Here is a 26,891-nt window from a genome sequence, read left to right on the forward strand (position 1 = left end):
TTATTTCTTCTGGATGATTAAGGCGGCCGTCTTCTTCGTTGCTACGGTCGCGGGTGGAAGGGAAAGCGAATTGCGCAGTTCCGAAAGCGGATCGGGGCGCGACGTCAGGTCGAGGCCTTCCTCGACCTCTTCGAGATGCTCGATGCTGAGTTCGGCGGCCTTCGTGAAATCGCCGGCCTCCAGCGCGTCGACGATGCTGCAATGGCCGAGATGGGATTGCATCGCGTGGAAGTCGGACTGATAGAGCATCGAGATGAGGATGGTCCGCGCCGTCAGGTCGCGCAGGATATCGATGAGCACGATATTGCCGCTCAGTTCCGCCAGCCGGATGTGGAAATCGCCCATAAGGCATGTCAGCCGCTGCTTGTCACCCGCCGCGATTGCCGTCTTTTCCTCGGCCAGATGGGCGTGCAGCTTGTCCCTTCCAACTGGCGTCAGTTCGATCATGCTGCGCAACAGGCCGGATTCGATGACGCGCCGGGCAGCATAGACCGTCATCGCCTCTTCGGCGGATGGCTCTGCCACGAACCAGCCGCGGCGCGGGCTGACGTGGACGATAGCGCGGGTTTCGAGCCGCATCATCGCCTCCCGCACCCGCGTTCGCGACACGCTGAAGAGCGTTGCCAACTGGTTCTCGCTGAGGCGGGTTCCGGGCTTTATACGGGCGGAAAGGATACCCGAGACGATTGCAGTCTCGATATCGTCCCGTGCTGTCTGTGCTGTATGTAAATCTTGCATACCAGATTGGAAAGCAAGCACCGTGCCAAATTTCAGAGGACAGCCAAGTCAAGCACTTAATCGCCTCGCCCGATCCTCGTGATGAAAAAGACGGCAAAATCGCGCGCCTATGGCGATTTTTGCTGCACCGTAAGCCGACATGGCGAAAAAGGGACAATGCGAAGGCCGCCATCTCCCGCCAACAATTTCACCACGCCCCCGCCCGCCGATCCCCGCCCGACCCGCCTGATGAGACCGGTGACGGGAGAGTTCGCCGCTTTGCGGCTTGCTCCAGCGAGGCGGGGCGGCCGGGCTTGGCGAAAGGAAGGAACCTCCGAGGAACCGCGGAAAATGCTCCCCCTCCGGCAATACCCCACCGTCATCCTAGTGCTTGATCACCCTCGGGCTTGCCCCGGGCGTCGTCATCCTCGGGCCTGACCCGAGGATCCACGCCCAAGCCCACCACGCTTACCACCCCGGCGATGCGCGTGCATGGATCCTCGGGTCAAGCCCGAGGATGACAACTTTGGGGGGAGGTCGCGAATACAAGCACCCCAGCCCCTGTTTCCGCCACAGCATCCCTTCCCTCCGTCATCCTCGGGCCTGACCCGAGGATCCATCCCCAAGCCGCGCCCGTTCACCTTAAAGCTCGCCGAAAAACGGGGATGACAGTTTGCCGCGAGGGCGCGGCATCGCTACCTCTCCCCCAGTGGGAGATGACACAAAATCAACACCTTAGCCAAAGTCCAAGTTCTAGATTTTGTCGCTGAAGGCATCTCCGCCACCCCCTCAACATCCCCGCCCCCAAAACCTCCCCTACAATAGCTCCCGTCCCGCCCTCGGATACCCTGCCAGCCGTGGCAGCGAGGCGGGGCCGGCGCCGGTTTTGAGGAAAGGACGGAAGTCCTTGAGACCGGGGCTCGTGCGAAAATTCCCCTCCGCAGGCTGATGCTGCTGCGGGCGTGCGATGCACAGAGGGCCGACAAGGCCGTAGCGGAATGAGTGCGCGGGCAAAAACCGCCGAACGGGGCGCTGAAAGGTGTCACCTATTCTATTCCCACGAGGCAGCTTTCAGTGCCCCGTCCGACTTGGCTCTTTGACACCCACGGCGGTTTTTGCGCGCGTGGAGGAAGGCGCTTGCGGCGCACTCCCTCTTCTCCCCACCGGGGAGAAGGTGCCCGAAGGGCGGATGAGGGGGGAAACCACAAACGCCGAAGCCTGCCGAACCCGCCCCCTCACGCGAAGCGTAAACGTGACGCACCGCAACCATTTTCCTTTGCGCGCCCCGCATGATAAACCCGCGACCACGCACACGAACGGACCGAAAGACGACGACATGACCGACAAGACCAACCTCGTTGACCTCATCACCGGCCATCGCCGCATGCGCCGCAACCGCAAGGCCGATTGGACGCGCCGGATGGTGCAGGAAAACCGGCTGACGGTCGATGATCTGATCTGGCCGATTTTCGTCGTTCCCGGCTCCGGCATCGTCGAGCCGATCGAGGCCATGCCCGGCGTCAACCGGATGAGCGTCGACAAGGCCGTGGAAGCGGCAAGGGAAGCGGCCGACCTCGGCATTCCGGCGCTGGCCACATTCCCCAACATCGAGATGTCGCTGCGCGATGAAACGGGTTCCAACAGCCTTGCCGCCAACAATCTGATCAACGAGACGACCCGGGCGATCAGACGAGCCGTGCCGAACATCGGCGTCATCACCGACGTCGCACTCGATCCCTTCACCAGCCATGGCCATGACGGCATCCTGCGCGACGGCGAGATCGTCAACGACGAAACCGTTGCCCAGATCGCCAGGGCCGCCGTCGTGCAGGCCGAGGCCGGCGCCGATATCATCGCCCCCTCCGACATGATGGACGGTCGCATCGGCGCCATCCGCCGGGCACTCGACGCGAGCGGCCACCAGAATGTCGGCATCATGTCCTACGCCACCAAGTTCGCCTCCGCCTTCTACGGCCCCTATCGCGAGGCGATCGGCACCGGCGGGCTGCTCAAAGGCGACAAGAAGACCTATTACATCGATCCCGCCAACGGCACCGAGGCGATGCGCGACGCAGCCCTCGACGTCGAGGAAGGCGCCGACATGCTGATGGTCAAGCCCGGCCTGCCCTATCTCGATATCTGCTGGCGGATGAAGGAAAGCTTTGGCCTGCCCGTCTTCGCCTACCAGGTCTCCGGCGAATACACGATGATCAAGGCGGCCGCTGCCAATGGCTGGATCGACGGCGAGCGCGTCATGCTGGAAACCCTGCTCGCCTTCAAACGCGCCGGCTGCGACGGCATCCTGAGCTATTTCGCCATGGACGTGGCGCGGATATTGGCGAAGCGGCCGTAACGATATCCGGCGCGTTGTTGGAAGGTGGTATGGTGAGCAGTCTGGATGCTGAAACCTTGAACTTTTATGCGTTGGAAGCGGAAGCCTATTCCGGGCGATCGCGTTCAACGCAGAATGAGCGCCTTGATTACTTTCTCAAAGCCCTGCCGGCTGGTGCGAAAATTCTCGAACTCGGATGCGGCGGAGGTCAGGACAGTCAGGTGATGCTGACGCGTGGTTTCAACGTCACGCCGACCGACGGTTCGCCGGAGATGGCACAGCAGGCGGGACGATTGCTGGGGCGACCGGTCACTGTTCTTCCCTTCGATCGACTGGAGGAAGACGGCATCTACGCCGGCGTCTGGGCGAACGCCTGCCTGTTGCATATCCCGCGGCCGGAACTCGCCGCGGTGCTGTCCCGCATTCATCGCGCTCTCAAGACAGGCGGTGTTTTCTACGCCAGCTTCAAAGCGGGCTCGGCAGAAGGGCGCGACCGGTTCCAGCGTTACTACAACTATCCGTCTCGCGATTGGCTGATCGCGCAATATGCGCCCCTCGGTTGGACGAGCATCGAAATCGACGCGAATATCGGTGGCGGCTACGACGGCGAGAAAACGGAATGGCTGCACGTCACGGCAGTCCGCTCGGCATGAACGCGCCGTTATTTTCGCGCCCCATTTGCTTTTTTGGCCCGCCCTCCCCATATCCGTCCCTGTCTACGATGGAGAACGGTCATGACTGCGCAGGATGAAAATCTGAGGATCCCGAGCAATGACTGGCGGGCCTATCAGGGCGTTTTAAGCCGCCGCGTCATCGCGTTCGTGATCGACTATGCGATCGTCGCCCTTCTGTGGATTCCCGCAGCGGTCGTCGTGTTTTTCCTCGGCATCCTGACACTCGGCCTCGGCTTCTTCCTCTACCCAGTGCTGTTTGCCGGCCTCGCCATGCTCTATTTCGGCGCGACCGTCGGTGGCCCGAAACAGGCATCGCCCGGCATGAACATGATGGGCATAGCCATCGCCCGCACGGACGGCCGGCCAATGGATTTTTTGACCGCCATCGTGCATCTGGTGATCTTCTGGATCGCCAACGCGCTTCTGACGCCGCTGGTTCTGCTGATCGGTCTCTTCACCGACCGCGGCCGCCTGCTGCACGACCTTCTGATCGGCACGGTGACGGTCCGCCGCGACATCTATTGATTCGCCTTGCGGGTTGGTGGGTAAAGGGATCGCCCTGCGCCTCGCTGCAGCGAAAACAGCCGAAAACACAGATTTATCGCATGGCGACGCGACGTTCAAAAAGTCGCGATTGACCTTTTTCAATCTTGCGCCATGCTAATGTTTTCGACGCGGCCATGAAGAGCGATCTCCGCAGCATATGAACACGCAAACTGCACCGTCTCCACAATTCTACCTGACCGCACCGGCGACCTGCCCGTATCTGCCGCAGGAGATGGAGCGGAAGGTTTTTACCCACATGGTGGGCGAGCGGGCGCCCGAACTCAACGATCTCCTGACGCAGGGCGGCTTCCGCCGGTCACAGAACATCGCCTACCGGCCGGCTTGCGAAACCTGTCGGGCCTGTATCTCGGTGCGTATCGTCGCCGGCGAGTTTTCCCCCACCCGCTCGATGCGGCGCATTCTTACGCTCAACAGCGACGTGGTTTCGGCGGAATACCCGGCCGAGCCATCCAGCGAGCAGTACAGCCTGTTCCGCCGCTATCTCGACCATCGCCACCAGAAGGGCGGCATGTCGGACATGTCCGTCCTCGACTACGCGATGATGGTGGAGGACACGCATGTGAACACCAAGATCATCGAATACCGTCTGAAGGTCGAAGGCGATGGCATCGGCAAGGCCAAGGGGCCGCTGATCGCAGCCGCCCTCACCGACAAGATGGGCGACGGCCTGTCGATGGTCTATTCCTATTTCAACCCGGAACTGTCGGCCCGCTCGCTCGGCACCTTCATGATCCTCGACCATATCCGCAAGGCAAAGGACTGCGGCCTGCCGCATGTCTATCTCGGCTACTGGGTCAAGGGTTCGCGCAAGATGGACTATAAAACAAAGTTTCTGCCGCAGGAGCACCTTATGGCCCGCGGTTGGGAGCGCTATACGGGCGAGAGCGCAGCCACGGTACAGGACTGAATCTTGAGCCAAACCATTAATGCCGCCCACCATCGCCGTGGCCTCCTCATCACCGGGCTGGGCGGCCTTGCCCTCTCCTTCGACATCCCGCTGATCCGCTCCGCCGATGGCGAGGTGTGGTCGCTGCTCGCCGTCCGCAGCCTCTGCACCTTCATCGTCGCGCTGGTCGCCTGGATCGTGCTCAACAAGGTTCTCCGCCGGAAAATCGCACTCGTTCCGGGCAGGGCGGGATTGGCCGCCGGGCTGTTCTACGGCCTCGGCTCCTTCACCTTCCTCCTGTCCGTCTTCAACACCGCGACCGCCAACGTCGTCTTCATCGTCGCGTTCACCTCGATGTTCGCCGCCGTGCTGTCCTGGATCTTCCTCAAGGAGCGCCCCTCCAACACCACACTGGTGACAATGGCCGCGATGGTGTTCGGTGTCGGGCTGATCGTCCAGGACGGTTTGCAGAGCGGCAACTTCCTCGGCGATGCCATGGCCGTCTGCTCGGCCCTGCTGCTCGCCTTAGCCATCACCGTCAGCCGCGCCAGCGGCAAAGACATGGGACTGGTGCCGCTGGCAACTGCCATCTTCCCCTGCGTGGTCGGCTATCTGCTGTCGCCATCCGAAGGCTTGGCGATTACCCATCCTGGCTGGATCATGTTCGACGGGCTGGTCATGATCCCGCTCGCCTTCTTCTGCCTCGCAACCGGCCCGCGCTACCTGTCCGCACCTGAAGTCGGGATGTTCTACCTGCTCGAAACCATCCTCGCCCCGATCTGGATCTGGATCGTCTTCAAGGAAGTCCCGACCGTGCAGACGCTGGTGGGCGGCGCGATCCTGATCCTGGCGCTGGTCGGGCATTCTGTGTGGCAAATGCGTCAACGATCCGCCTCGGCGGTTGCTTCGCCGCTACATTGACAGAGTGAATTGCAGAACCGTCTACCTGATGTTATAACGCTTGTTATAACATCAGGAGCTCTCCCATGAACGTCACCATTCGAAAGATCGGCAATTCCGAAGGCGTCATCATCCCGAAAGAGGTTCTTGACCGCCTGGGTTTGAAGACCGGGGATGAACTCAGCCTTCAAGAGGTCGACAACGGCATGCAACTGGTCGTGCAGCAAGCAGATTTGGCCGAGCAGGTAAGGGCCGCTCGCGCGGGTATGGAAAAGTACCGCGTCGCACTTCGTGAACTCGCGAAATGAAATCACCGAAATGGTTGACGCGTGAAGCCGTGGAGATCATGCACCGGGAGCAATTGGCCGAACATGGCGGCCTCCCCGGTCTGAAAGACGAAAACGCGCTTGAGGCTGCCCTCGCGCGACCGCTGAACAAGGCTGCCTATGGCGAAAATGAAGTCTTTGTTCTTGCCGCTGCTTACCTGTACGGCATTGTTCGCAACCATCCGTTTTCAGATGGGAACAAACGGACAGGGTTTCTTGCCGCGTTCACCTTCCTGTTGATCAACGGATATCTGATCGAAGCCCAGCAGGCGTCGATCATCGCATTCGTGCTCGGCGTTGCTGCAGGTGAAATCGATGAAGATGGCACAGCCCGGTTTCTTCGCGATGTCTCGGTCAAACTGGGTTAGCTGTTGCCCAGCTCAGCGACCGCAATCACCCCGTAAACTTCCCACTCCGCGGGAACCCCTTCGGCACCGTCCTGCCCGCGCCGGCCCGGTCGCCCAGCCATTCGATCAGTTCGTCCTTGGTCTTGACGAAGCTGCGGCCGGCGCTGTCGGCCCAGGTGAGGCCGTCGGCGATGGCGAAGCAGCGGATGTCGGAGACGCTGCCGTCCTTGTAGCGCTGCAGGCGCACGCCCTTCCCGCGGCCCATTTCCGGGATCTGCGTGAGCGGGAAGACCAACATTTTGCGGTTTTCGCCGACGATCGCGACATGATCACCTTTCACCGGAATAACGAGCTTCGCCTCGTCCGGCATGGCGACGTTCATGATCTGCTTGCCCTTGCGGGTGTTGGCGGCCATGTCGGCCTCCGGCACGACGAAGCCGTTGCCGGCAGCCGACGAGATCAGCAGCTTGCGGGCCGGGTCATGCACGAAGGCCGTCAGCACGTCCTGGTCATTTTCCATGTCGACCATGATCCGCAGCGGCTCGCCATGGCCACGTCCGCCCGGCAGCTTGTCGCCGCCCAGCGTATAGGCCTTGCCGCCCGTGGTGACGACGAGGATGCGGTCGGTGGTGGAGGCCGTGAACGACAGCTTGAGGCCGTCGCCTTCCTTGAATTGCAGCGTCGAGACGTCGGACATATGACCCTTCAGAGCGCGGATCCAGCCCTTCTCCGAGATGACGACGGTGATCGGCTCCTTCTCGATCATCGCCTGCTGGATCGCCTCCAGATCGGCTTCCGGTGCGTTCGAGAACAGCGTGCGGCGGCGGCCGATCTCGGTGGCCTTGGCGAATTTCTTCTTCACCTCGCCGATTTCCCAGGCGACCGTCTGCCACTGCTTGTCGTCGGAGGACAGCAGCGCCTCGATCTCCGCCTTCTCCTTCGACAGGGCATCGAATTCCGTGCGGATCTCGAATTCCTCAAGCTTGCGCAGCGAGCGCAGCCGCATATTGAGGATCGATTCGGCCTGCAGGTCGGTGAGCGTGAAGCGCTCCATCAGCGCGGGCTTCGGCTCGTCCTCCTCGCGGATGATGCGGATGACTTCATCGAGATTGAGATAGGCAATCAAGTAGCCGCCGAGGATTTCCAGGCGGCGGTCAATCGCTGCCAGCCGGAAGCGCGAACGGCGCAGCAAGACCTCGCGGCGATGGTCCAGCCATTCGAGCAGAACCTCGTTCAGCGCCATCACCTTGGGCACGCGGCCCATCGACAATACGTTCATGTTGAGCGGAATGCGGTTTTCGAGCTCCGACAGCTTGAACAGCGATTCCATCAGGATCGTCGGGTCGACCGAACGGCTCTTCGGTACCAGCACAAGGCGGACATCCTCGGCCGATTCGTCACGCACGTCTTCAAGGAGCGGCAGCTTGCGCGCCAAGAGAAGCTCGGCAATCTTCTCGATCAGCCGCGACTTCTGAACCTGGAAGGGGATTTCGGTGACGATGATCTGATAGCCGCCGCGGCCGGTATCCTCGACTTCCCATTTGGCACGGACGCGGAAACCGCCGCGGCCGGTCTTGTAGGCATCGATGATGCTCTCGCGGCTGTCGATGATGATACCGCCGGTCGGAAGGTCGGGGCCTTCGATCCCACCCCTTTCGGGGTTGTTCGGATCAAGCATCAGGTCTTCGATGGTCGCATCCGGGTTCTTGATCAGGTGCAGCGCCGCATCGCAGAGTTCATGCGCATTGTGCGGCGGAATGGACGTTGCCATGCCGACGGCGATACCGGAGGCGCCATTGGCCAGAAGGTTCGGGAAGGCGCCCGGAAGGACGACCGGCTCCTGATCCTCCTCGTTGTAGGTCGGGCGGAAATCGACCGCGTCCTGGTCGATGCCTTCGAGAAGCAGGCTCGCCACGTCGGTCATACGCGCTTCGGTGTAACGGTAGGCGGCAGCACTGTCGCCATCGATATTGCCGAAGTTGCCCTGCCCGTCGACGATCGGATAACGCTGCGAGAAGTCCTGCGCCAGGCGCACCAGGGCGTCATAGACCGACTGGTCGCCATGCGGGTGGAACTTACCGATGACGTCGCCGACGATGCGGGCGCATTTCTTGAAGGACGAATTGGAGCGCAGCCCCATTTCGCTCATCGCATGAACGATGCGGCGATGCACCGGCTTCAGGCCGTCGCGAACATCCGGCAGCGCCCGATGCATGATAGTCGACAGCGCATAGGCAAGGTAGCGCTCTTCCAGCGCCGCCTTGAGGTCAACAGGCAGAATGTGATCGTCTCCGCCCGACGGCGGCAAAAGGCTTTGTCCCATGCTTTGTTGCTACCTCAAGAAACCCGCAACAGCAAGGATTGCAGGGCATTGCGCTGTGGAGAACCGCTGCCGCGGCCATTCCGTCAACGGCTGCGTGGGATGTCGAAAATACATCAAGGCCCGCTACCACATATGGTTGCAGACGTGCTATTCGCCGATCGCTGCCTTCAAAACGATTCCATGCAAAGGCCCCTTATGCGTAGGCTGTCGAAATTTGCCGTTGTCGCCAGCCGTGAATCTCGTCGTCAAACAATCGTGGCTGCCCTCGAAGGCCGGTTTTCGACGAAAACAGCAACGCCGCAAGACATGACGCCGTAAACGGATTTGAATATATTTCGGCCTTAATCCGTACTAGGAATGCCTTCCAGATTAAACCTTTCCAACAAAGGACCCATCTCATGATGCCTACCCGCAACCTCCGTCTGATGCTGGCCAGCGCCGCCTTTGTCGGCCTTTCCGGTCCGGCCTTCGCGCTCGACGGCGCGGATCTCGTCACCAAGCTGAATGCCGCCTATGCGCTCAGCGGTGGTTCGATCGCCTATGAAAATGTTGCCGTCGATGGCACGACGGTGACGCTGACGGGTGTCACCGTCAAATCGACTTCAGCCCCGGGCAAGGATTTCAAGGTCGGCGACGTGACGCTCGAAGGCGTCGAGGAAACGGACGGCGGCGGCTATTATGCCGAGACGGTCACGCTGCCGGATGTCGACATCAAGGAAGACGACGCCGCGATAACCGCCAAGGATATCACGATGGGCGGACTTACCATTCCGGGCAATCCGTCGGGCGGCACCATCAACGACATCGTGCTTTACGAATCCGCGGGCACCGGCCCGGTCACGGTCACCGTCAAGGGCAAGCAGGTTTTCTCCATGGAGGAATCCGAAGCCAATCTGACGAAGCAGGAAAGCGACGCCGGCTTCGATTTTGACGCGACGCTGTCGGGCATCAAGGCCGACCTATCGGAGGTCGAGGACGCAAAGGCCAAGGATGCGATCGAAAAGCTCGGCTTGAAGACGCTCGACGGCGAAATGACGATGAAGGGCAGCTGGGAATTGGCCAGCGGCAATATCTCGCTCGAGGAATACGCCTTCGACTTCGCCAATGTCGGCCGGCTTGCGCTCGCCTTCGATATTTCCGGCTACACGCTCGACTTCGTGAAGGCCATGCAGGAGGCGGTGAAGGCGCAGGAAGCCAATCCGAACAAGGAAGAAGCCAACCAGGCGATGGGCCTTGCGATGATGGGCCTTGTCCAGCAGCTGACCTTCAACAGCGCCTCCATCCGTTTCGACGACGCGACGATCACCAGGCGCGTTCTCGACTATATCGGCTCCCAGCAGGGCGTTTCCGGTGATCAGCTGGCTCAGTCGCTGAAGGGCATGGTGCCGTTGATGATGGCGCAGCTCAACGTGCCGGAGCTGCAGAACCAGGTCTCGACCGCGGTCAACAGCTATCTCGATGCGCCGAAGAGCCTGACGATCAGCGCCGAGCCGGCCAACCCTGTGCCCTTCCCGATGATCGTCGGCGCCGCCATGGGCGCTCCGAATACGGTACCGGGCGTGCTTGGCGTCAAGGTGACGGCGAACGACTGATATCCGGCAACCGGACAATCAAAAGCCCCGGCCGTTCAAGAAACGGCCGGGGCTGCTTTTTGTTTCCACTCTATTCCAGAACCTGGATGACCGTGCGGTTTTGCGGATTGACGATCACGCGCCGCTCATTGACGACAGTATAGGCATAATCGGGGTGCCCCTCGACCAGATGAAGCTGGATCGTGCCCGGCAAAGGCTGCCCGACGACGATGGCACCCTCATAGGCGGTGGATGGAATCGGACGTTGCAGGACATAGGTGCGAACCTCGCCCGGAAGCTCGACGGTGGTCGAACTGGTCATGCCAGGATCGACGACCACGGCCTGGGCAAAGGCCGGCGCCGACAGCGCGATGAAGACCGCAGAGGCGGCCAGAACTGTCTTGTGCATGGTCTTTCTCCTTGCTTCTGTGGTTGTAACAACAGCCCCGCTCACGGAAAGTTCCAATTTTTGGGCACTCGGCGTTTCCTTGTTGGACAACGAAAAACCCGGCGTGAGCCGCCGGGTCTCTTTCTCCAAGCGTGCTCTCAGGCCCTTCTTGCCGCCCCCGACCAGTCGACGTTGCGCGTCGAGAACATGGTCGCAGCAATCGTCACAAAGGAGATCAGCGCACCGGCAAGCAGCGCATATTCGTCTTCGCGCAGGATCAGATACATGACTGCATAGGCGGCACCGAGCGCGAAGGCGAGGATTGCGCCGCGCCGAAAGCTGCTGGTGACCGAGCCGACGTAGGCCGCGATCAACCCGGTCGTGGCGAATGACGCGAAGAGGTAGGCGATCTCGAAGCCGGTATGTTCGGCAAGCGCGAGCAGCAGAATGTAGAAGACAACCAGCGCAAGGCCGGTCAACACATATTGGATCCAGTGGACCTTGCGGACGCTTTTGAGTTCGATGATGAAAACGGCCAGGAAGACCACCGAGAAAAAGCCGATCGAATATTTCAGCGTCCGCGCCACCACCTGATAGAACTTCACGGGTTCGACCATGTTGATGGACATCAGGCTGCTCGACAGCGGCATGACGGAGCCGGAAACAACACGATCGACGCCGCGAGCCAGATAGGGAATTGTCCATTTGGCGGAAAATCCCTGGGCGTCGATGGCCTTTTCGTCCGGCAGGAATAGGCCCTCGAAGCCCGGATGCGGCCAGTTGGCCTCGGCCGAAACGTGGGTGGTCTGGCCGGCCGGTGCAATCGAGAAGCTACGCGAGCCATTGAGCGAGAGGTCGATGCCGAAGGCGAAGCCGCTTTCGAGCAGGGTGCGGCCGATCGACCGGTTCACGCCCGAATCGAGCCTTGCGGGCGGTGTGTAGGGATCAGGCGATGCCGGCATCAGCGACGATATGGCTTTCATTCCCGGCTCGAACGGCAACAGCGGTCCGCCGTCGATCCGCACGCCGGCGTCGGAGCGGATGCCGGTGATATCGGCGATGCTCATGACCAGCATCGCGCGATCGAGGTCCGGCTTGCCCTCGATTTGGCGCAGATCCTCTATCATGCCCTGTTCAAACCGGCCCGATACGGCAATTTTGGCATTGTACACCGGCAAGCTGTAGATCGACCGCCTGCGCTCCTCGGTCACGAGCCTCGACTCCACATTCAGCGTTTCCGGCATCAGCAGCGCCCATTCGGTGGCCGTCTGCCAAATGATACGGCCGTCGATGGTTTGGTTGCGATTGACTTCGAAGGGAACGGCAACATAGGGACCGTTCAGCACCTGCGGTCCACCCCATCCCCTGGCGATGCCGGACGAGACCTCCTCCGCCCGGCGGCCGCGCTCCTCGACGAGACCCCAGACGAGCAGCGTCGGGATCAGCAGCGCTACGGAGATGAAGCCGATCATGATGAACTTGACACCGGGCGATGACAGGAGGGCTCTCATGCCGCCCGGTTGCCCTGCCGTGTCGGACTGAGATGGTTTGGAATTGTCGCCGGAATCCTCGTCCGGACTTGCGTCGATATCGGTCATGTCTAAACCCCCAGACACTGAAAACCGGCTGGATACGTGCCGGCACCACTATCGTTAAGAGTGCATTGAGGCGGATTACGCGCGGAATATCGCCGCTTTGAGGGCTCTTTTCAGGCGAATTGCAGATGCAAAAAACCCGGCATTCGCATGCCGGGTTCCATGGAATTCGTCAGTGAAAAGACGCTCAGTCCTTCTTCGCCGTCGGGATGACCCGCAGCGCGAGTTCGCGCAATTGCGCGGGCGTGGCCGGGCTCGGGGCGCCCATCAGGAGGTCCTGGGCCTGCTGGTTCATCGGGAACAGCGTGACTTCACGCAGGTTCTTGGCGCCGACGAGCAGCATGATGACGCGGTCGATGCCAGCTGCCATGCCGCCATGCGGCGGGGCGCCGTACTGGAAGGCGCGGTAGAGGCCGCCGAACTGCTCCTCGACATCCGCCTGGCTCAGACCCACCATTTCGAACGCCTTGACCATCAGTTCCGGCGACTGGTTTCGGATCGAGCCGGAGGCGATTTCGAAGCCGTTACAGACCAGGTCGTACTGGTAGGCCTTGATCGACAGCGGATCTTCACTGGTGAGCGCTTCCAGGCCACCCTGCGGCATGGAGAACGGGTTGTGGGCGAAGTCGATCTTCTTCTCGTCCTCGTTCCATTCGAAGAAGGGGAAGTCGACGATCCAGCACAGCTCGAAGCGGTCGCGGTCGACGAGATCCAGTTCCTCGCCGGCGCGGGTGCGGGCTTCGCCTGCGAACTTGTAGAATTTTGCGGGATCGCCGGCGACGAAGAAGCAGGCGTCACCGTCGTCGAGGCCGAGCTGCGTGCGGATCGCGTCGGTGCGCTCCTCGCCGATGTTCTTGGCAAGGGGGCCGGCACCTAAGACCTTATGGGACCAAGCTCCGGTGAGCTTCGCGATGCGCTCGTAGTGATCGTCCTTGCTCTCACCTGGCAGCGCGGGATGAGCAACAGCGTCAAAAATAAAACCATCCTTGATGCCCTCTTGGCGCCAGAAGATATAGCCCAGTCCCGGCTGGCCGGTCGATTGCGCCCAGGCGTTCATGCGGTCGCAGAAAGCTCGGCTGCCGCCGGTCTTGGCCGGGATCGCCCAGACTTCGACCTTCGGGTTGGAGGCGATCATGTTGGCGAACACCTTGAAGCCGGAACCGGCGAAATGCTCGGTGACGGCCTGCATCTCGATCGGGTTGCGCAGGTCGGGCTTGTCAGAGCCATAGGTGCGGACCGCCGTCTCATGGGGAATGCGACGGAATTGCTGCGTCACCGGCTTGCCTTCGGCGAACTGCTCGAAGACGCCGCGCAGGACCGGCTCCATCGTGTTCCAGACATCTTCCTGGGTGACGAAGCTCATTTCCAGGTCGAGCTGGTAGAACTCGCCCGGCAGGCGGTCGGCGCGCGGATCTTCGTCGCGGAAGCACGGCGCGATCTGGAAGTAACGGTCGAAGCCGGCGACCATCAGGAGCTGCTTGTACTGCTGCGGCGCCTGCGGCAGCGCGAAGAACTTGCCTTCATGGATGCGGGACGGAACGAGGAAGTCGCGGGCGCCTTCCGGCGAGGACGCCGTCAGGATCGGCGTCGAGTATTCGGCGAAACCGATCTCGGACATGCGGCGGCGCATGTCGGCAATGATCTGGGTGCGCTTGACGATGTTCCTGTGCAGCGTCTCGCGGCGCAGGTCGAGGAAGCGGTATTTCAGGCGGACGTCTTCGGGGTATTCAGGCTCGCCGAAGACCGGGAGCGGCAACTCCTTGGCGGCGGAGAGGACTTCGATCTCCTGCGCGTAAAGCTCGATCTCGCCGGTCGCCATATGCTTGTTGACGGTGTCGTCGGAACGCGCCTTGACGAGGCCGTCGATGCGGATGACCCACTCGCCGCGCACGGTTTCCGCCGTCTTGAAGGCCGGGCTGTCGGGATCGACGACGATCTGCGTCATACCGTAGTGATCGCGAAGGTCGACGAACAGCAGGCCGCCATGGTCGCGGACGCGGTGAACCCAGCCGGACAGGCGGACGGTCTGGCCGACATCGGATTTGCTGAGAGCGGCACAAGTGTGGCTGCGGTAACGATGCATCATATTATCCTGGAACCATGGGTGCCGCGCGGCCACGCGAAAGCGCGGCGGCGGCGTCAAAATCGGGCGGAAAAGCGCATGGTGGGGCCGATTTGTCAAGGCCGAGACGGTGGCTTCGGGCTTCCGGAGTGCTGCACGACGATATTCCGTCATCGCAAAACGCCGCGATGGCCGCAACGCGCCCTGGTCGTAATCCGGCATCGAGCGCGACTGCCGGATTGGCTTTAAGTCTTTGCCAGCCGATGGCGCGGTGCCACCGGTGAACAGCAGAGAATGCTTGCTTCGGCGAGCAACCCGGCATGAAACGACAAGAATGGCCGGAATTCGCACTGTTTTGCGCGCCGCTAGGCCGCTAAAACCGGCTGTGGGCGATCCAACCTCCTTCGATTCGCCGCCGCAATCCGGATTTTCCCTTCCATGTCGCAGATTCGTCCGCTCATCCCCCTCCTCATCACCGCAGGCATTCTGATCGGCGGCAATGGGCTTCAGGGGACGTATATTTCGTTGCGCGCGCTTGAGGAGGGGTTTTCGACCTCGCTGATCGGCCTTGTCGGCACGGGCTACAATATCGGCTTTGCCATCGGCTGTATCTATGTGACGCGAATCCTGCGCTCGATCGGGCATATCCGGACGTTTTCGGCCATGGCGGCCATCGCATCCGCAGCCTCCATTGCCATGGTGCTCTTGATCGATCCGTGGTTCTGGTTCCTGATGCGGCTGGTTGCCGGCATCTGTTTTGCCAGCCTGTTCGCCACCGTTGAAAGCTGGCTGAACGCGCGGGTGACGAATTCCAACCGCGCCCGGACGCTGTCGATCTACCGCCTGGTCGATCTCGGCTCCGTCACGGCGGCCCAATATCTGATCCCGACCGTCGGCATCGAAGGCTTCCAGCTTTTTGCCATCGTCTCCATGGCGCTGACGCTCTCGCTCGTGCCGATCTCCTTTGCCGACCGCTCCAGCCCGGGCGCACCGGAAGCGATCAAGTTCGACATCAAGGCGCTGTGGAACATCTCGCCGCTCGCCACCGTCGGCTGCATCGTCGTCGGGCTGACGAACTCGACATTCCGCTCGCTCGGACCGATCTATGCGGAAGGGATCGGCCTGTCGATCACGGCGATTGCCACCTTCATGAGCGTCGGCATCATCGGCGGGGTGGTGCTGCAATATCCGCTCGGGCTCTATTCCGACCGGCTGGACCGGCGGCTGATCATTCTCTTCGCCACCTTCGGCTCGCTGCTCGCCGGCCTCTACCTCGCCTTCTTCGCCGGCAGCGACGAGTGGCTGAACTTCATCGGCATCTTCGTCTTCGGCGCCTTCGCCATGCCGCTCTATTCGCTCTGTTCGGCCCATGCCAACGACCACGCCGCCGCGGGCCAGCATGCACTGGTGTCGGCCGGCATGCTGTTCTTCTGGTCGTGCGGCGCCATCATCGGCCCGCTGTTTGCCTCCTTCATGCTGGATATTTTCGGGCCGCAGGCGCTGTTCATCTATACGGCGGCGGTGCTTGCCGCCTTCATGCTCTACACGCTGCAGCGCATGACGGCGCGCGGCGCGGTGCCGGCCGGCGCACGCTCGATGCGCTTCCGCAACCTGTTGCGCACCTCCTCCTTCTTCAACAAGCTCGCGGCAGCGCCAGGGGAAAAGAAGGACGTGTAACCGTTCACGGTACCGTCGCTTTCCAATTGCTGAATGAGGCCATCAAGTTTAAGAAGCGCAAGCGTCTCAACTGCCGGAACCGTTTCTCATGCCAGTCATCTCATGTCAGCCATCAGCCGCCGCACGCTTCTGAAGGGATCGGCCGTCACCGCGGCCTGCTTCTCGCTCGGCGCCGGCCTTTCCGCCCGGAGCCGAGCCGCCCCCTCGCCGCTGCTGCTCAAGGCGCAGTTCATTGACGCAAGGCTCGGCAACGATGGCGTCACGCGCAAGGTGATGACTTACGGGACGGGCGACGCTGCCGCGACAGGCATGCCGCCGGTCATCCGGATGAGGAAAGGCGAACCCTTTGCCGCCCGGCTGTTGAACGGGCTTGATGAGCCGACGACGATCCATTGGCACGGCCTGCGCATCGTCAACGCCATGGACGGCGTGCCGGAAATGACGCAACCCTACGTCTATCCAGGCGACAGCTTCGACTATGCCTTCACGCCGCCGGACGCCGGCACCTTCTGGTATCATCCGCATTGCAACACGCTGACCCAGATGGGCCACGGCCTCACCGGTGTCATCGTCGTCGAGGATCCGGCAGACCCCGTCTTCGACGCGGAAATCGTGATCAACCTGCGCGACTGGCGATTGGGCAATGGCGGCGCCTTCCTCGCCCCGTTCAAACCGCGCGACGCGGCGCGCGGAGGCACCTATGGCACGATCCGCACGGCCAACTGGCAGCAGGAACCCGTCTACGACGCACCGTCCGGCGGCCTTGTGCGGGTTCGGCTGGCAGCGACCGATGTCACGCGGATCTATACATTGGGAACGGAAGGTGCGGCGGCGATGGTCATCGCACTCGACGGCAACCCGGTCGAGACGCCCTTTCCCCTCGACCGCCTGGATTTCGGCCCCGGCCAGCGGGTCGAGCTGGTCCTGCGCATGCCGGACGCGGAGGGCACGGTGGTCAGGCTCGGCAATTTCCGCGGCTCTTCTCCGTGGACCATCGCAACATTGCGGGCAGCCGGCGCGTCGCTGAAACGCGATATCCGCGACATGAAACCGCTGCCGGCCAACCCGGTGCTAGAGGCCGATCTTTCGGTCGCCGAACGCATCCCGCTCGATTTCACCGCGACGGCCGAGCATGCGCCTGCCCCAAGCATCTGCGGCACGCTCGGCTATACCTTCTGGGCGATCAACAAGGTGCCGTGGCCGGGCGATACGCTCGATCCGGTGGCACCGCTTTCGGAACTGAAGCTCGGCAGGAGCTATGTGCTGCAGGTGCGCAACCGCACGCCGCACGCGCACCCGATCCACCTGCACGGCCTCAGCTTCCGCATCCTCAATTCCAACAAGCGCACGATCCTGCCGCCGCCGACAGACACCATCCTGTTGCTACCGGACGAGCAGGCCGAACTCGGGCTCGTCGCCGACAACCTTGGCGACTGGCTGCTGCATTGCCATGTCATCGAGCATCAGAAGACCGGAATGTCGGGATATTTCCGTGTCGCCTGAGCTTTTTCCATTGTGAGGCATGGCGCGAAGCGATACATCGGATGAGTTTATAGCCGCATTTCCGCCATAGTGATTGAAGTTTGATGATTGAGACAACCGCTGAACTCGCCGCCGCCTGCGAAACGCTGGCTCAGGGGCAGTACCTGACAATCGACACGGAATTTCTCCGCGAAACGACCTTCTGGCCGCAGCTCTGCCTGATCCAGATGGCCGGACCGGACATAGCCGTCATCGTCGATCCGATGGCGAAGGACATCGATCTTGCGCCGTTCTTCGAACTGATGGCCAATACCAGCGTGATCAAGGTATTCCATGCCGCGCGCCAGGACATCGAAATCATCTACAACCTCGGCAAGCTCATCCCGCATCCGATCTTCGACACCCAGGTCGCGGCCATGGTCTGCGGCTTCGGCGACAGCGTTTCCTACGACCAGCTCGTCAGCCGCATCAAGAGCGTCCATATCGACAAGTCCTCGCGCTTCACCGACTGGAGCCGGCGGCCGCTTTCGGACAAGCAGCTCGACTATGCGCTGGCCGACGTCACCCATCTGCGTGAGGTCTATCTGCATCTGAAGGAAGAGCTTGAGCGCGAAGGCCGCTCGCTGTGGCTGACCGAGGAGATGGCGATCCTCGAGGCCAAGGAAACCTACGACATCCACCCGGACGACGCCTGGCAGCGGCTGAAGATGCGGCTGAAGAAGCCGCAGGAACTGGCCGTTTTGCAAAAGGTCGCCGCCTGGCGCGAGCGCGAGGCGCGCAACCGCAACGTCCCGCGCGGCCGTATCCTCAAGGATGACGGCCTCTACGAGATCGCCCAGCAGCAGCCCAAGGACACGGAAGCCCTGTCGCGCCTGCGCACGATCCCCAAGGGCTGGGAGCGTTCGGCAGCGGGCACAGCGATCCTCGAGGCCGTCAACGCCGCGCTCGAACTGCCGAAATCGGAAATGCCGAAGCTGCCGCGTCAGAACCAGTCGGCGGAAGGGGCCGCTGCCGCCAGCGAAATGCTCAAGGTGCTGCTCAAGCTGATCGCGGAAAAGCAGGGTGTCGCCGCCAAGATCATCGCCAATTCCGACGATCTGGAGCGCATCGCCTCGGAAGGCCCGAAGGCCGATGTCGGCGCGCTTAAGGGCTGGCGCCGCGAGTTGTTCGGCGATACCGCGCTCAAGCTGATCAATGGCGAAGTCGCGCTGCGTTTCATCGACCGCAAGATCGAGGCCGTCGAGCTTTAAGCTCTCAACCATCAGGGGTGCGCCTTCGCAACCCTTGATGATTTTGTCAACCAGCTTCTTGTCGGCAGGAATGGCGACGCCGGCGACCGTGACGTCATCCGACCCATTTCGATAAGAAGATTACGCGAATTTTCTTGACCATACGTCCCCAAGTGGAACAATGGCGTCTCCTGCCACGGCAAACCGGGATCATGAGAGAAATATCTCCCACAGAGAACTGGCTGATGATAACGCTCGGCATGGCGCTGAGCGGTGTGCTCTACAGCCTGGTGGCCTATCCCGGCGAACCGGTGATCATCGGCGCGATTTTCGCGATGTTCATGGGCGTACCTCTCATCGCCTTCGAGCGGCGCTTGCTGTTTCGCCCGCTGAGCCGGTGGATCGAGCGGCTTCCAACGCCCGTCTTCATCGTCTCGGCGCTGGTGATCTATGAAGTTCTGATGAGCGCCGGCTTTGCGCTGGCCGCCCTGTTGCTGTGGCCGCTGGGCCTCCTCAATTCGAAATCGCTGGCCGAAGCCATCGTCATGCCGTTCCACGTGTTCCTCTATGCGCTTGCCGTCTGCTCGCTGATCGTCTTCATTCTGCGCGTCCGCGATCTGCTCGGCCATGATGTCTTTACGAGCATGCTGATCAGCCGCTACCGCACGCCGGTGAAGGAGGACCGTGTCTTCCTGTTCATCGATCTCGCCGATTCGACATCCTTTGCCGAAAAGCATGGGGACCTGCGCGCGCAGCAATTCCTGAAAGCGCTGTTCGCCGCCTTTGCCGAGCCGGTCCGGCGCCACAAGGGCGCGATCGACGATTATATCGGCGATGCCGCGATCGTCACCTGGCCGCTGGAAAAAGGCGTGAAACATGCGCGCTGCATCCGCTGCATATTCGATATCCTTGACGATATCGAAGCCGATGCGGAGGCCTGGCGCAAGCGGTTCGGCCAGGTGCCGCGGCTGCGGGCCGCCCTTCATGGCGGATCAATCATCACGGCGGAAATCGGCGTACACCACCACAAGATCGCCTATTTCGGCGACACGGTGAACACGACGGCGCGGCTGGAATCGCTGTGCAAGACGCTGAACCGACCGGTGCTGATCTCGACCGAGCTTGCCGAACGGATCAAAATGCCGGGCGCGATCAGCGTCGAGGATCTCGGCAGTCATGCCGTCAAGGGGCGTGGGCAGACGCTCGGCGTCATGGCGCTGAAATCACGGACCAAGGCCGAGGTTGCCGTCGAAACCTTTGACCTGCGGATTCCGGCCGAATAGCCGGGCTGGCCCGGCCGCCGTCACCAAAGCTTCATCCAGGCGTCAATTCGCCGACATCAATGCCCTGCTAAGCGGAACGTCTCAATCAACCGCTCATAGGGGGACATGATGAAACACGCTCTTTTCGCTTCCGTGGCACTCGGCCTTTTGACCACCGCCGCCCTTGCCGAAGACACGCTCTTCCCGGCCAGGCTCTCGGCCCATGCCGTGCTGCCGGCCAACACCATCATCGCCGCCCCCGCCGATGCGGCCGACTATCTGAAGACCTCCGGCAAGTTCACGACGCCGGACCGCAAGCGCACCGAGGCGCGCGGCACCGTGCCCGGCAAGGACGGCGTGCGTTTGACCGGCCTGTCGCTACCGTTCGACGGTCAGCCGATGCAGGGTTTCTCCGGCATCAAGACGATGCCGGACGGCACCTTCTGGAGCCTGTCGGACAACGGTTTCGGCAACAAGCTCAACTCATCCGACACGATGCTGATGCTGCACAACATCAAGATCGACTGGGACGCCGGCAAGGTCGAAGCGCTGAAGACCGTCTTCCTCGCCGACCCGGACAAGAAGGCGCCCTTCCCGATCGTCATGGAAGGCGCTACCAAGCGCTACCTGACCGGCGCCGACTTCGACGTCGAATCGATCCAGCCGGTTGCCGACGGCTTCTGGGTCGGCGAAGAGTTCGGTCCCTACATCCTGAAGTTCGATCTCGAAGGCAAGCTCACGGAGGTCATTCCGACGACGGTCGACGGCAAGCCGGTGATGTCGCCCGACAATCCGACGCTCGCCGTGCAGGCCGATCCGTCGAAGCCGATGCCGGCGTTCAACATCAAGCGTTCCGGCGGTTATGAAGGCCTTGCCCTGTCCAGGGACGGCGGCAAGCTCTACGGCCTGCTTGAGGGTCCCATCTGGACCGACGGCGAAAACGTCGAGCGAGTCGAAGGCCGCCCGGCTCTGCGCATCGTCGAACTTGACGTCGCGTCGAAAGCCTGGACCGGCCGCAGCTGGCTCTATCCGCTCGCCGAAGGCGGCGAAGCGATCGGCGACTTCAACATGCTGGACGAGAAGACGGCTCTCGTGATCGAGCGCGACAACGGTGCCGGTACGGTCGACAAGGCCTGCGCCAACCCGAAGGAACCGAAGCCGGATTGCTTTGCCGTCGGCTCCAAGGTGAAGCGCATCTACAAGATCGAGATGACCGATGAAAACGCCGGCAAGGCGGTGCGCAAGATCGGCTATATCGATCTGCTGAAGATCGCCGATCCCGACAACAAGAAGCGCCAGGGCGGCGGCGAAGGCTTCTACGACATGCCCTTCGTCACCATCGAGAATGTCGATCGCGTCGATGACACCCACATCGTCGTCGGCAACGACAACAACCTGCCCTTCTCGGCCGGCCGCTCGATCGACAAGGCCGACGACAATGAATTCGTCCTGCTCGAAGTCGGCGAATTCCTGAACGCCAAGTAATCGGCACCGAAAGATAAGGGTCCCGTAACGTGAATTACGGGGCCTTTTCGATTCATGCGGCGGCGGGTGGTCAGAGCACGAAATAGCCGTTGCTTAAGCTCATGGCATCGTCGAGATGGATGGAAAAGTCGGCCTTCCCGTCGCCGTTGACGTCCGCGTAGATATAGGTGTCAGACGCTTTCTTCTCGTAGCGCAGTTCACCGGCCTTGCCGTGAAACGCCGCGGTACCGATGAAGGTGAAGGCCTGATCTCCCGTGGCGCCGTAGCGCGAGTCGATGGCAGTCAAGTCGATCCGGTCGCCGTCTGTGCCGGAAAAATCGAAGATCGTGTCGCGGCCGGCAGGCGATACCGTGGATTCCCAGAGGTCGTTGAAGCGAAATCTATCCGCTCCGCTGCCGCCATAGAGATCGTCGGCACCGAAGTCGCCCGACAATTTATCCGCGCCTGAACCGCCGGCGATCCGGTCATTGCCGAAGCCACCGGCAATTCCGTTGCCGCCCGCATCGCCGTACAGTCTGTCGGCATAGTGCGTACCGGTCAGAGATTCGACGGAGGAATAGCTATCGCCCTTGGCCTCGCCGGTGTTGATCGATGGCTTGGCGAGGCTCGCCGTCACACCGGTCGTTGCGAGCGCGTAGGTTGCCGTATCCGCGCCGGTGCCGCCCACCAGTTCATCAGCCCCCGCCGCCAGCGAGCACATCGTTTCCGCCATTGCCGTTCAGCGTGTCGTTGCCCGCCAGCCCTAACAATCCGTCCGCGTAACGTGTGCCGTTGACGGTATCGTTGCCAGCGAGAATCAGAGAGAAGAACCCCGCACTATCGTTCGTCTGGATTGCATCGGCTATCCTGGTCGCCGATACGTTGGCCCCGGTGACCCGGAACAAAGCGACGTTGTCGTCGACGAGCATGAGGCCCGTGAGCGTACCGCCGGTAATATCTTTGAAACTGCCGTTGCTGGTTTCCACGGACAGGTTCCTGCCAGCGAAATACGCGTAGTTCTCCAGATCGTCATAGAAAACGATCGCGGTCGAACTCGAGTTAAAGTTGGCGTAGTCGATGAGAATACCGATATCGTCGGTAAGGGACATATCGACCCCAACGCCAAGATCTCCGTAGGTCCATACCGCCATTCTGACATCCTGTTTCAATAGCTCGGCATATCCGCCGCTCGGCCGGACGAACTATATATCCGGTTGTCCACTTTGCAACGAAGCTGAACCGGCGATATTCGCCGGATGCCTTTCACAAAAGGGCGAGGCGCGACCTCGCAGCAGTCTGCGGATTTAGGCCGCCGCCTCATCCTCCAGCCGGAAAGCCGCTTGCCTATTCGAACCGAAACGCGATCCGCTTGCCTGTCAGCCTGGCAAGCTGCTGCAGCCGCCCGTCGAGGCGTTCGCCGGTGAATTGCGAATAGGCCGACGGCACCACGAATTCGAGATCGAGATCCGGGGCGTTGGAGCGGCGGATATCGAGATTGCGGACGATGCCCGGCATTGAGGCAGACAGCAGGTAGACCACCCTGAGCAGGCCGCCCAGAAGCTTGGCAAGTTCCAGCAGGCGCGGCGTGGCAATTGCCGCAAGGGGTTCGGTGGCGCCGTCGTCATTCAGGCCCTCGAAACGGTAATAGTTGGCAAGTGCGATATAGGCGCGGCCGGCATGGGTGATACCGGAAAAGGTGCTATGGGCGATGATGTTGAGCGCCTGCAAGCCGCGGTAGTCGGGATGGGCGCGCCAGCTGATATCGGCGAGCAGGCAGGCCGCCTGACGGTAGCGCCCCTCTTCCTCGGTCTCGGTGATGCCGAAATGCGGCACCATATTGCCGCTCCAATCCACGAGCTCGCGCGCATGCTCGGGCGAGCGGGCACGCAGGATGGCGATTTCGCCCGCGGCCGTCAGCAGCGGATCGTGAGCACGCACGGTTTCCGACAGCAGCGAAAACAGATAACCCTCGCGAACGCCGAGCGCCGAAAACGAGATGCGCGCCGGCTTCATCTGCGCGATCGCTTCCTGCATGGCAACGGCACCGAAGGGCAGCAGCGCGCGGCGGCTCTTCGAGATGGTCGCATAGGCCGGAGACCTGGTGTCCTTCGGCTCGATCACTTCGGGCAGGAAGGCCATCACCTCTTCGAAGGAGATTTCATAGCCCTGCATCATGTGCAGCGGATAGTTGCGCATCTCCATATGCAGCTTGGCAATCGACCGCCAGGTGCCGCCGACCGCGTAGAAAGTGCGACCAGCGACGTTCTGCAGGACCTGCGCGCCCTTCATGTAGCGGCGCACATGGCTGCGCGCCTTGACGATCGAGCCTCCCGCATGTTCCGACAGGCGGATGCCGCCAAGCGGCAGGGTAATGCCCTTGCCGACCTTCGTGCCGACGACATCGACGAGTTCCAGCGAACCACCGCCGAGGTCGCCGACGACGCCATCGGGGTCGTGATAACCGCTGATGATCCCGAGCGCCGAGAAATAGGCTTCCTCCTCGCCGGTCAGCACACGGATTTTCTGGCCGAGGATGATCTCCGCCCGGCGGATGAAATCCGGGCCGTTCGAGGCATCGCGGGCAGCCGCCGTCGCAAGCACGAAGACCGTCGAAGCGCGTGCCTGCATGGACAAAGCCTTGAACCGGTGCAGTGCCTTCAGCCCCCGCTCGACACTCTCAGCGTCCATGCGACCGGTCGCGTCGATGCCCTTGCCGAGGCCGCACATGACCTTTTCGTTGAACAGCACGGCGGGAGACCGGCTCAGCCCCTCATAGATCACCAGTCGAATCGAGTTCGACCCGATATCCACGACGGAGACCGGGGCAATTCCAGGCAAACGCCCCTGGGCTTCAGATTCTACCATGCAATTCCAGTTTTATCTTCTGCGGCCGCTGTCCCAGCCGGCAATGACTTTAGGAGTGCTGGATTTCAAGGCCCCGCCCCGCCCGGACAGGCTGGGATTGGTCATGAAGTAGACCTGCGCATTGAAGGGCTCGGAATCGCGGGCGACTTCCATGCGCCGCGACGTTCCGTCCGGAAGGATCTCGTAGCTCTGCTGGTTATCGATGAGATTGCCCAGCATGATCTGCGACAGCACCTGTTCATGCACAGTCCGGTTGATGAGAGGCACAAGGGTCTCCACCCGCCGGTCCAGATTGCGCGGCATCATGTCCGCCGACCCGATATAGACGAGCGCGTGCTCGGAGGGAAGCCCATGGCCGTTGCCGAAGCAGAAGATGCGCGAATGTTCAAGGAAACGTCCAACGATCGATTTGACGCGAATATTGTCGGACAGCCCAGGCACCTGCGGCCGCAGACAGCAGATGCCACGCACCACCAAGTCGATCTCGACGCCGGCGCGGCTGGCCTTATAGAGCGCGTCGATGATTTCCGGGTCGACCAGCGCGTTCACCTTCATCCAGATCGACGCGGGACGGCCAGCCTCGGCGTGGGCGATCTCCTCGGCGATATGCTGCAGGATGCGCGGGCGCAGCGTGTGCGGCGAAATCGCCAGCTTCATGCCGGCTTCGGGCTCACCGTAACCCGTGATGAAGTTGAAGATATTGGCCATGTCATGGGCAATCTTCGGATTGCAGGTGAAGAAGGACAGGTCCGTATAGATCTTCGCCGTGACCGGGTGATAATTGCCGGTGCCGAGATGGCAGTAGGTCCTGAGCTTGCCTTCCTCGCGGCGCACCACCATCGACATCTTTGCATGCGTCTTCAGTTCGATGAAGCCGAACACCACCTGTACGCCGGCGCGTTCAAGGTCGCGCGCCCAGCGGATATTGGCCTCCTCGTCGAAGCGCGCCTTGAGCTCGACCAGCGCCGTCACCGACTTTCCGGCTTCCGCCGCGTCGATCAGCGCACGCACGATGGGGCTGTCGTTCGAGGTCCGATAAAGCGTCTGCTTTATCGCCAGAACCTCAGGATCGCGCGCAGCCTGGAGCAGAAACTGGACCACCACGTCGAAGCTCTCGTAGGGGTGGTGGACGACCATGTCCTTTTCGCGGATGGCGGCGAGGCAGTCTCCGGCATGCTCGCGGACGCGCTCGGGAAATCGCGCATTGTACGGCTCGAAGCGCAGATCGTCGCGCGGCGCCTTGGTAATCTCGGACAGGGTGTTGAGCGCCAGCAGACCCGGCAGGACGGCGACGCGGTTTTCCGGAACGTTCAGTTCGCCGACGACGAAATGGCGCAACTCAAGCGGCATCTCGGAATCGATCTCGATACGGATCACCGATCCGCGCCGGCGGCGCTTCAGGGCCGTCTCGAAGAAGCGCACGAGATCTTCGGCCTCTTCCTCGACTTCGATATCGCTGTCTCGAATGATGCGGAAGGTGCCCGAACCCTTGACCTCGTAGCCCGGGAACAGCCGCTCGATGAACAGGCTGACGGCATCCTCCAGCGTGATATAGCGGATCACCGACTTGGCATCCGGCAGGCGGATGAACCGGTCGAGCGCCACCGGCAGGCGCAGCAGCGCCGTCATCGGCTCGCGGCCACTCTTGCTGACGAGCTGCAAGCCCATGGTGAAGCCGAGGTTCGGGATGAATGGGAACGGGTGCGCCGGGTCGATCGACAGCGGCGTCAGCACCGGAAAGATCGATTGCTCGAACTCATTCGCCAGCCAGGTCCGGTCCTGCGCCGACAGCGACACCGGACGGACGATGAGAATATCCTCCTTGGCGAGATACTGCTGCAGGACGGCAAGCGAGGCCTGCTGCTCCATCTGCAGGTTGTCGATTTCCTTGAGGATGTCTTCCAGCTGTTCGACAGGCGTCTTGCCATCGGGGCTGCGCACCAGCACGCCCTGGCGCACCTGGCCTTCGAGACCGGCAACGCGCACCATGAAAAATTCGTCGAGGTTGGCGGCGGAGATCGACAGGAACCGGACCCGCTCCAACAAAGGATGGGCGGTATTGAGCGTCTCTTCGAGAACGCGGCGGTTGAATTGGAGCCAGGAGAATTCGCGGTTGATGAAGCGTTCCGGGCTTGTCAGCAGATCGATTTCATCGGCCACCGGCTCTTTTACAGTCGTTGCAGATGTTACAGTGTCCATTGTCCCCGCCCGCCTTTTTGCTTTT

22 protein-coding genes are annotated in these 26,891 nt (G+C 61.7%); 13 read left to right on the forward strand and 9 right to left on the reverse strand.

Annotated features, from left to right (window positions below; all coding sequences use genetic code 11):
* Positions 1-738 carry a GntR family transcriptional regulator gene (locus ACSQ3F_RS19880; protein WP_436101788.1) on the reverse strand — a complete coding sequence of 246 codons (738 nt, stop codon included), beginning with the start codon at positions 736-738 and terminating at the stop codon, positions 1-3.
* A gap of 1,315 nt (positions 739-2,053) precedes the next feature.
* On the opposite strand from ACSQ3F_RS19880, the gene hemB reads away from it, so the two are divergent.
* The 7 genes from hemB (at position 2,054) to ACSQ3F_RS19915 (ending at position 6,770) form a co-directional block, all read left to right on the forward strand.
* Positions 2,054-3,070: a porphobilinogen synthase gene (hemB, locus tag ACSQ3F_RS19885; protein ID WP_436101789.1), complete on the forward strand. Its 1,017-nt coding sequence runs from the start codon at positions 2,054-2,056 to the stop codon at positions 3,068-3,070.
* 32 nt (positions 3,071-3,102) lie between these two features.
* Positions 3,103-3,702, forward strand: coding sequence for a class I SAM-dependent methyltransferase (locus tag ACSQ3F_RS19890; RefSeq protein ID WP_436102196.1), 600 nt, complete (start codon positions 3,103-3,105; stop codon positions 3,700-3,702).
* Between the two features lie 81 nt (positions 3,703-3,783).
* The gene (locus ACSQ3F_RS19895; RefSeq protein ID WP_436101790.1) at positions 3,784-4,248 is read left to right on the forward strand and encodes an RDD family protein; all 465 of its coding nucleotides are present in this window, start codon (positions 3,784-3,786) and stop codon (positions 4,246-4,248) included.
* Between the two features lie 178 nt (positions 4,249-4,426).
* A complete protein-coding gene (locus tag ACSQ3F_RS19900) occupies positions 4,427-5,197 on the forward strand; it encodes an arginyltransferase (protein ID WP_436101791.1) in 771 nt (256 codons plus the stop codon).
* Positions 5,198-5,200: 3 nt separating this feature from the next.
* On the forward strand, positions 5,201-6,097 hold the full coding sequence (locus ACSQ3F_RS19905) for a DMT family transporter (RefSeq protein ID WP_436101792.1): 897 nt from the start codon (positions 5,201-5,203) through the stop codon (positions 6,095-6,097).
* A 65-nt stretch (positions 6,098-6,162) separates the two neighbouring features.
* On the forward strand, positions 6,163-6,384 hold the full coding sequence (locus tag ACSQ3F_RS19910) for an AbrB/MazE/SpoVT family DNA-binding domain-containing protein (protein ID WP_436101793.1): 222 nt from the start codon (positions 6,163-6,165) through the stop codon (positions 6,382-6,384).
* On the forward strand, positions 6,381-6,770 hold the full coding sequence (locus tag ACSQ3F_RS19915; protein WP_436101794.1) for a type II toxin-antitoxin system death-on-curing family toxin: 390 nt from the start codon (positions 6,381-6,383) through the stop codon (positions 6,768-6,770). Before ACSQ3F_RS19910 ends, ACSQ3F_RS19915 begins: the two co-directional genes overlap by 4 nt.
* 25 nt (positions 6,771-6,795) lie before the next feature.
* Here ACSQ3F_RS19915 and parC read toward each other — a convergent pair whose 3' ends face one another.
* Positions 6,796-9,072 carry a DNA topoisomerase IV subunit A gene (gene parC, locus ACSQ3F_RS19920; protein WP_436101795.1) on the reverse strand — a complete coding sequence of 759 codons (2,277 nt, stop codon included), beginning with the start codon at positions 9,070-9,072 and terminating at the stop codon, positions 6,796-6,798.
* A gap of 398 nt (positions 9,073-9,470) precedes the next feature.
* On the opposite strand from parC, the gene ACSQ3F_RS19925 reads away from it, so the two are divergent.
* On the forward strand, positions 9,471-10,664 hold the full coding sequence (locus tag ACSQ3F_RS19925) for a hypothetical protein (protein ID WP_436101796.1): 1,194 nt from the start codon (positions 9,471-9,473) through the stop codon (positions 10,662-10,664).
* 70 nt (positions 10,665-10,734) lie between these two features.
* On the opposite strand, the gene ACSQ3F_RS19930 is transcribed toward ACSQ3F_RS19925, so the two are convergent.
* The 3 genes from ACSQ3F_RS19930 to aspS form a co-directional block, all read right to left on the reverse strand.
* Positions 10,735-11,052, reverse strand: coding sequence for a DUF1236 domain-containing protein (locus ACSQ3F_RS19930; RefSeq protein ID WP_436101797.1), 318 nt, complete (start codon positions 11,050-11,052; stop codon positions 10,735-10,737).
* Positions 11,053-11,189: 137 nt separating this feature from the next.
* Positions 11,190-12,629: a cell envelope integrity protein CreD gene (creD, locus tag ACSQ3F_RS19935; RefSeq protein ID WP_436101798.1), complete on the reverse strand. Its 1,440-nt coding sequence runs from the start codon at positions 12,627-12,629 to the stop codon at positions 11,190-11,192.
* A 184-nt stretch (positions 12,630-12,813) separates the two neighbouring features.
* Complete coding sequence (aspS, locus tag ACSQ3F_RS19940) at positions 12,814-14,862, reverse strand: aspartate--tRNA ligase (protein WP_436102197.1); 2,049 nt, start codon at positions 14,860-14,862, stop codon at positions 12,814-12,816.
* 264 nt (positions 14,863-15,126) lie between these two features.
* On the opposite strand from aspS, the gene ACSQ3F_RS19945 reads away from it, so the two are divergent.
* The 5 genes from ACSQ3F_RS19945 to ACSQ3F_RS19965 all read left to right on the forward strand — a co-directional run bounded on the left by ACSQ3F_RS19945 (position 15,127) and on the right by ACSQ3F_RS19965 (position 21,823).
* Entirely contained in the window at positions 15,127-16,365 is a 1,239-nt protein-coding gene (locus ACSQ3F_RS19945; protein WP_436101799.1) for an MFS transporter, read from the forward strand.
* 102 nt (positions 16,366-16,467) lie between these two features.
* Entirely contained in the window at positions 16,468-17,868 is a 1,401-nt protein-coding gene (locus ACSQ3F_RS19950; RefSeq protein WP_436101800.1) for a multicopper oxidase family protein, read from the forward strand.
* An 83-nt stretch (positions 17,869-17,951) separates the two neighbouring features.
* Complete coding sequence (gene rnd, locus ACSQ3F_RS19955; protein WP_436101801.1) at positions 17,952-19,097, forward strand: ribonuclease D; 1,146 nt, start codon at positions 17,952-17,954, stop codon at positions 19,095-19,097.
* Between the two features lie 191 nt (positions 19,098-19,288).
* Positions 19,289-20,359, forward strand: a complete 1,071-nt coding sequence (locus ACSQ3F_RS19960; protein WP_436101802.1) for an adenylate/guanylate cyclase domain-containing protein — start codon at positions 19,289-19,291, stop codon at positions 20,357-20,359.
* Positions 20,360-20,467: 108 nt separating this feature from the next.
* Entirely contained in the window at positions 20,468-21,823 is a 1,356-nt protein-coding gene (locus ACSQ3F_RS19965; RefSeq protein ID WP_436101803.1) for an esterase-like activity of phytase family protein, read from the forward strand.
* Between the two features lie 70 nt (positions 21,824-21,893).
* On the opposite strand, the gene ACSQ3F_RS19970 is transcribed toward ACSQ3F_RS19965, so the two are convergent.
* From ACSQ3F_RS19970 to ACSQ3F_RS19985, 4 genes are all read right to left on the reverse strand, one after another.
* Positions 21,894-22,535 carry a M10 family metallopeptidase C-terminal domain-containing protein gene (locus ACSQ3F_RS19970; RefSeq protein ID WP_436101804.1) on the reverse strand — a complete coding sequence of 214 codons (642 nt, stop codon included), beginning with the start codon at positions 22,533-22,535 and terminating at the stop codon, positions 21,894-21,896.
* The gene (locus ACSQ3F_RS19975) at positions 22,498-22,953 is read right to left on the reverse strand and encodes a calcium-binding protein (RefSeq protein ID WP_436101805.1); all 456 of its coding nucleotides are present in this window, start codon (positions 22,951-22,953) and stop codon (positions 22,498-22,500) included. The genes ACSQ3F_RS19970 and ACSQ3F_RS19975 overlap by 38 nt, the downstream gene beginning before the upstream one ends.
* A 193-nt stretch (positions 22,954-23,146) precedes the next feature.
* Positions 23,147-24,667: an exopolyphosphatase gene (gene ppx, locus ACSQ3F_RS19980; protein ID WP_436101806.1), complete on the reverse strand. Its 1,521-nt coding sequence runs from the start codon at positions 24,665-24,667 to the stop codon at positions 23,147-23,149.
* Positions 24,668-24,679: 12 nt separating this feature from the next.
* Positions 24,680-26,866, reverse strand: coding sequence for an RNA degradosome polyphosphate kinase (locus tag ACSQ3F_RS19985; RefSeq protein WP_436101807.1), 2,187 nt, complete (start codon positions 26,864-26,866; stop codon positions 24,680-24,682).
* Positions 26,867-26,891 lie beyond the last annotated feature (25 nt).

The organism is Pararhizobium sp. LjRoot238 (assembly GCF_964252955.1).
In the GTDB taxonomy this organism is placed as follows: Bacteria; Pseudomonadota; Alphaproteobacteria; order Rhizobiales; family Rhizobiaceae; genus Pararhizobium.